The organism is Bacillus sp. MBGLi79 (assembly GCF_002953915.1).
The window spans coordinates 2,701,915-2,707,934 of sequence record NZ_CP026521.1 but is presented as its reverse complement, the minus strand read 5'-3'; the positions used below and the strand labels follow the sequence as shown (position 1 = coordinate 2,707,934).

Below are 6,020 nucleotides of genomic sequence, written 5' to 3'. Positions count from 1 at the left end.
ATGGGGGAAATGGATCATGAAAAAAATACTCTTATTACTTGTAACTGCCTGCATCACCTTTGCATTAACTGCATGCGGTTCAAGCAATTCAGGTTCAGAAAGCGGAAAGAAAAAAATAATTATGGGTACTTCGGCGGATTACAAACCGTTTGAATATAAAGAAGGCGATGATATTGTCGGCTTTGATGTGGAGTTGGCAAAAGCTCTGGCGAAGAAGGCAGGCTATGAAATTGAAGTGCAGGATATGGACTTCAACAGCTTAATTACAGCGCTGAAATCAAAACAGGTGGATCTCGTTCTGTCAGGAATGACACCGACGCCTGATCGTAAAAAACAAGTTGATTTTTCTGAGGTGTACTACACAGCGAACCATATGATTGTCAGCAAAAAAGACAGCGGCATTCAATCTTTGAAAGACCTGAAAGGAAAAACGGTTGGCGTTCAGCTTGGGTCTATTCAGGAAGAGAAGGGGAAAGAGCTTTCTCCGGAATATGGTTTTAAAACAGAAGACCGCAACAGAATTTCTGATTTGGTGCAGGAAATCAAATCTGACCGCTTCGATGCCGCGATTATTGAAGACATTGTTGCAGAAGGGTATTTCAAATCAAATGATGACCTGCAAGGCTTCGTGATTCCTGATGCGAAAGCGGAAGAGGCCGGTTCAGCAATTGCTTTCAGAAAGGACAGTGAACTGACAGACAAATTCAATAAAGCGCTCAAGGAAATGAAAGATAACGGAGAGCTTGAGAAATTGAAGAAAAAATGGTTCACTGACGAGAAGTAAAAAAAGCGGCTCAACTTTTTCGTTGAGCCTTTTTATTGAATAGGAAATCTTTTTTCCTGTAAGAAAAGGAGACAAAGGCTATGAATTTGGATTTTTCAGCAACGATCCCCCAAATTCCTTTTATATTAGAAGGCTTGGCAATTACATTAAAAATTGTTGTTGTATCTGCTATTATCGGACTTATACTCGGTATTGTGCTAAGCTTATGCAAGATCAGCACATTCCGCCCGCTGATCTGGATCGCTGATTTTTATACATCAGTGTTCAGAGGCACACCTTTAGTGCTGCAGCTTATGATTGTCTATTTTGGACTTCCTCAGCTGCTCGGATTTCAAATTGACCAGTTTTGGGCTGCGGTTGTCGCATTGTCTTTGAATTCCGCCGCTTATGTATCGGAAATTATCAGAGCCGGAATCAACGCCATTGATAAAGGGCAAAAAGAAGCGGCTGTCGCACTGGGTGTCCCGTACGGCAAAATGATGAAGGATCTGCTTTTGCCGCAGGCCTTCAAAAATATATCACCTGCAATTGTGAATGAATTAATTACGTTAACAAAAGAATCAGCGATCGTCACCGTCATCGGGCTTGGTGATGTCATGAGACGCGCATATCAAGCTGGCGCCGCCACTTACAATTATCTTGAGCCGCTCATTATCGCGGGATTGATTTATTACGTGCTTGTCTTGATTTTAACGTTTATCGGCAAGGCTGTAGAAAGGAAGCTGAAATCCAATGATTAAGGTTGAAAAGCTGTCAAAATCATTTGGGAAACACGAAGTATTAAAAAATATTTCAACAACAATCGCTGATGGCGAGGTTGTTGCCGTGATCGGTCCTTCAGGCTCAGGCAAATCAACGTTCCTACGCTGTTTAAACCTGCTGGAAAAGCCAAACGGCGGAACCATTACAATAAAAGATACAGAGATTACGAAGCCGAAAACCAACACATTAAAGGTTCGGGAAAACATCGGGATGGTTTTTCAGCATTTTCATCTCTTTCCGCACAAAACGGTTCTCGAAAATATCATGTACGCGCCTGTCAATGTGAAAAAAGAATCAAAACAGGCCGCACAGGAGAAAGCTGAGGACCTGCTCCGCAAAGTCGGTTTGTTTGAAAAGCGAAATGACTATCCAAACCGTTTGTCAGGCGGACAAAAACAGCGTGTCGCGATTGCCAGGGCTCTTGCGATGAATCCGGATATCATGCTGTTTGACGAGCCGACCTCCGCCCTTGATCCTGAGATGGTCAAAGAAGTGCTGCAGGTGATGAAAGAGCTGGTCGAAACCGGCATGACCATGGTGATTGTCACACATGAAATGGGCTTCGCAAAAGAAGTGGCAGACCGCGTGCTGTTTATGGATCAAGGAACGATTGTCGAGGACGGCAATCCGAAGGAATTTTTTCTTTCGCCAAAATCCAAAAGAGCGCAGGACTTTTTAGAGAAAATATTATAGAATATAGAAAAAAAGAAGAAGGCTGATCGCTTCTTCTTTTTTATTGAAGAAACAAATAGAAATGGAGTCCGACATGTTTAAAATTGGTTACCGCACAATAAAGACCGCGCTTGGAACAGCTTTGGCTATTTATATAAGCCAGCTATTGCATTTGCAAAACTTCGCATCAGCAGGAATCATCACCATTTTGTGCATTCAAATCACACAAAAACGGTCGCTTCAGGCGTCATGGGCCCGCTTTGCGGCATGCTGTCTGGCAATTGTTTTTTCTTATCTCTTTTTCGAGCTTATTGGCTACCACCCGTTTGTGATCGGAGCGCTTCTTTTGATATTCATTCCGATAACGGTTCTGTTAAAAATTAACGAGGGTATCGTCACCAGTTCTGTTATTATCCTTCATTTATACATGTCCGGCGGCATTACGCCTGCTTTCATCTGGAATGAAGTTCAGCTGATTACAGTCGGCATCGGCGTCGCTCTATTGATGAACTTGTATATGCCGAGTCTTGACCGGAAGCTGATTGCTTACCGCAAAAAGATAGAGGATAACTTTGCTGTCATTTTCGCAGAAATCGAACGGTATTTGTTAACTGGTGAGCAAGATTGGTCAGGAAAAGAAATTCCGGAAACGCACCAGCTCATTACGGAGGCCAAAAACCTGGCTTATCGAGATGTGCAAAACCACATTTTACGTTACGAAAATCTGCATTATCATTATTTTAAAATGAGAGAAAAGCAATTTGAAATTATTGAACGCCTTCTCCCTAAAGTGACATCGATCTCCATCACGGTAGATCAGGGAAAAATGATCGCTGAATTTATTCACGATTTGCGGGAGGCGATACACCCTGGGAACACGGCGTATAAATTTCTGAAAAGGCTTGCTGACATGAGAAAAGAATTTGAGGAGATGCCGCTTCCGGCGACTAGAGAGGAATTTGAAGCGAGAGCCGCTCTCTTCCATCTTCTCGGCGAAATGGAACAATATTTAGTGATTAAAAGTTATTTTAAAGGAATAAAAGCGCAAAAATCACTCGGATGATTCGCATGAGCTCTTCCTTCATTGGTCAACCTAATGAAAAAGGAGGAGCTTATGCGTTTTTTCTTATGTTCGATTTTAATGATGATTTCACCGATTTGGCCGCTCGGCGAAAATCCGCTGCCGGGTGATCCGTATGTTATTGTCAACAAGCGAACAAATGAACTTGCTGTTATCCTCGACAACAAAGTAGAAGGCGTGTACAGTGTGGCCACTGGAAAAACAGATGATTTGACGCCTGAAGGAGAGTTTTCGGTAACGGTAAAAGCGGAAAATCCTTACTACAGAAAGAAAAATATTGAAGGAGGATCTCCTGACAACCCGCTTGGGGCAAGATGGATCGGATTTGACGCGAAAGGAACGGACGGGCGGATTTATGGAATTCATGGGACAAACCGAGAGGAATCAGTAGGAAAATTTGTGTCAAACGGATGTATACGTATGCATAACGATGAGGTCGTTCATTTGTTTCAAACGATACCAGTAGGAACGAGAGTGCTGATCACGGACGACAATCGCTCTTTTGAGGAGATTGCCATCGAGCATAAAGCTCTGATAAAAAAGCAGGATGTTCCCATTGAATAAGGCTGCCCTGCTTTTTTATCGTTATAAAAACATGATGATTCCTGAGAGTACAGTTGAAAGAATAAAAACTCCCAAAATCACGATCAAAACGCTTTTCATCAGTTTTTGAGACATGATTTTCACTCCTTACACAATCTGTCTATATTTTAGCGTGTTTTGAATGGACGGACAAGCGATATCTATTAGCGAAAGCAGGGATGCAAATGAACAGGCTTGACCATATCGGGATAGCCGTTTTTTCGATAAAAGATGCAAGACGCTTTTATGAAAATGTATTGGGGCTTGCATTTCTTCATCAAGAAACGGTTGAAGAGCAAAAGGTGAAAGTTGCTTTTTTTCAAGCGGGAAGCGTCAAACTTGAGCTGATAGAACCGTCGACAGCTGACAGCCCCATCCGTTTATTTTTGGAGAAGAAAGGGCAGGGGCTGCATCATATTGCATTTTTGTGCAACAGCCTATCTGAACAGCTCAAAGCATTGTCTGACCAGCAAGTTCAATTGATTGACAGGTATCCAAGACAGGGAGCGAACGGGAAAAAGATCGCGTTTATTTCCCCTCGAGAAACAAATGGTGTTCTTGTAGAGCTTTGTGAACCGAAAGGAGACCAACACAATGAACATGAATGAGCACATTGATCATTTATACACGAAACGCAGACAGGCAGAAGAGGGCGGTGGACTGGAAAAGCAGGCTCAGCAGCGGCAAAAGGGAAAGCTCACCGCCCGGGAAAGGATCATATTTCTTCTAGATCAGGACAGCTTTATCGAATTACACCCCTTCATGGAAAGTCAAGTGTTAACAAGAGAACAGCGCATGTTAGGGGATGGGGTCGTGACAGGGTACGGCACAATTGACGGACGCTCAGTTTATGTATTTGCGCAAGACTTCACTGTGTTTGGCGGTGCGCTTGGCGAAACCCATGCCAAAAAAATCTGCGCTTTGATGGATCTGGCAGCAAAAAATAAGGCGCCGATTATCGGGCTGAATGACTCAGGTGGTGCGAGAATTCAAGAGGGTGTGGTATCATTAGATGGATACGGTCACATATTTTACCGAAACGTCTTATATTCCGGAGTCATTCCGCAAATATCGGTTATTTTAGGGCCGTGCGCTGGAGGCGCTGTATATTCTCCGGCACTCACAGATTTTATATTTATGGCTGAACAGACCGGCCGGATGTTTATTACCGGCCCGAAGGTGATTGAAAAAGTGACAGGGGAACAGGTCGATGCGGAGAGCTTAGGCGGAGCGGGGATACATAATGCCGTCAGCGGAAACGCCCACTTTTCCGGACATACGGAGAAGGAGGTTCTGACAGGGGTGAAAAAACTGCTGTCTTATTTGCCGCTGAATGGCCGGACAACAGAGCCGAAGCCAGAGAAAGAGGCCTCCAGGCCGTTATTAAACCGTCTCGTTCCTGCTGACACGACAAAGCCGTATGATGTTCGGACGGTGATTAAGGAGCTGGCCGACCCACAGTCTTTTTTTGAGGTTCAGCCATTTTTTGCGAAGAACATTGTCATCGGATTTGCAAGGCTGGGTGAAAAAGCAATCGGCATTGTTGCGAGCCAGCCAAAGCATCTGGCGGGAAGCCTGACGATTGACGCTGCTGATAAAGCAGCAAGGTTCATCCGTTTTTGTGACGCATTTGATATCCCGCTGTTGACTGTTGAGGATGTCCCGGGATTTCTGCCCGGTATTCAGCAGGAGCACAACGGAATCATCAGGCATGGAGCAAAATTATTGTTTGCTTATGCAGAAGCGACTGTTCCAAAAGTCACGCTCATTATCAGAAAAGCATATGGCGGCGCCTATGTAGCCATGAACAGCAAAGCAATTGGAGCGGACCTTGTATTTGCATGGCCGAATGCTGAAATTGCGGTGATGGGTCCAGAAGGTGCGGCATCGATTTTGTATGAAAAGGAAATCAGAGCTTCAGCTGACTCGCAAAAGGCGAAACGCCAAAAAACAGCTGAATACAAAAAGCAAAACGCCGGCCCATACAAAGCGGCCGCTTGTGGAATGGTCGATGACATTATTTTGCCGGAAGAATCAAGGGGAAGACTGATTCAAGCTTTTCATATGCTTGCACATAAGACAGAAGAGAGACCGAAAAAAAAGCACGGTAACATACCGCTTTAATATGGAGGGACTTAC

General features: G+C 44.1%; 8 protein-coding genes. 7 read left to right on the top strand and 1 reads right to left on the bottom strand.

Annotated features, from left to right (window positions below):
- The first annotated feature begins 16 nt into the window (after positions 1-16).
- The 5 genes from artP to C1T29_RS13575 all read left to right on the top strand — a co-directional run bounded on the left by artP (position 17) and on the right by C1T29_RS13575 (position 3,863).
- Positions 17-784, top strand: a complete 768-nt coding sequence (artP, locus tag C1T29_RS13595; RefSeq protein ID WP_071580416.1) for an arginine ABC transporter substrate-binding protein ArtP — start codon at positions 17-19, stop codon at positions 782-784.
- A gap of 80 nt (positions 785-864) precedes the next feature.
- Positions 865-1,524, top strand: coding sequence for an arginine ABC transporter permease ArtQ (gene artQ, locus C1T29_RS13590; RefSeq protein ID WP_014664528.1), 660 nt, complete (start codon positions 865-867; stop codon positions 1,522-1,524).
- Positions 1,517-2,239: an arginine ABC transporter ATP-binding protein ArtM gene (gene artR / locus C1T29_RS13585; RefSeq protein ID WP_014664527.1), complete on the top strand. Its 723-nt coding sequence runs from the start codon at positions 1,517-1,519 to the stop codon at positions 2,237-2,239. Before artQ ends, artR begins: the two co-directional genes overlap by 8 nt.
- A 73-nt stretch (positions 2,240-2,312) precedes the next feature.
- Positions 2,313-3,281, top strand: a complete 969-nt coding sequence (locus tag C1T29_RS13580) for an aromatic acid exporter family protein (RefSeq protein ID WP_014664526.1) — start codon at positions 2,313-2,315, stop codon at positions 3,279-3,281.
- Between the two features lie 51 nt (positions 3,282-3,332).
- On the top strand, positions 3,333-3,863 hold the full coding sequence (locus tag C1T29_RS13575) for a L,D-transpeptidase (protein ID WP_014664525.1): 531 nt from the start codon (positions 3,333-3,335) through the stop codon (positions 3,861-3,863).
- A 21-nt stretch (positions 3,864-3,884) separates the two neighbouring features.
- Here the strand turns inward: C1T29_RS13575 and prli42 are convergent, their stop codons facing one another.
- A complete protein-coding gene (gene prli42, locus C1T29_RS13570) occupies positions 3,885-3,977 on the bottom strand; it encodes a stressosome-associated protein Prli42 (protein ID WP_041521370.1) in 93 nt (30 codons plus the stop codon).
- Positions 3,978-4,066: 89 nt separating this feature from the next.
- Here prli42 and mce point away from each other — a divergent pair, with 89 nt between their 5' ends.
- Both mce and C1T29_RS13560 read left to right on the top strand, forming a co-directional pair.
- Positions 4,067-4,489, top strand: a complete 423-nt coding sequence (gene mce / locus C1T29_RS13565) for a methylmalonyl-CoA epimerase (protein ID WP_014664524.1) — start codon at positions 4,067-4,069, stop codon at positions 4,487-4,489.
- Positions 4,482-6,005 carry an acyl-CoA carboxylase subunit beta gene (locus tag C1T29_RS13560; protein WP_103749693.1) on the top strand — a complete coding sequence of 508 codons (1,524 nt, stop codon included), beginning with the start codon at positions 4,482-4,484 and terminating at the stop codon, positions 6,003-6,005. Before mce ends, C1T29_RS13560 begins: the two co-directional genes overlap by 8 nt.
- Positions 6,006-6,020 lie beyond the last annotated feature (15 nt).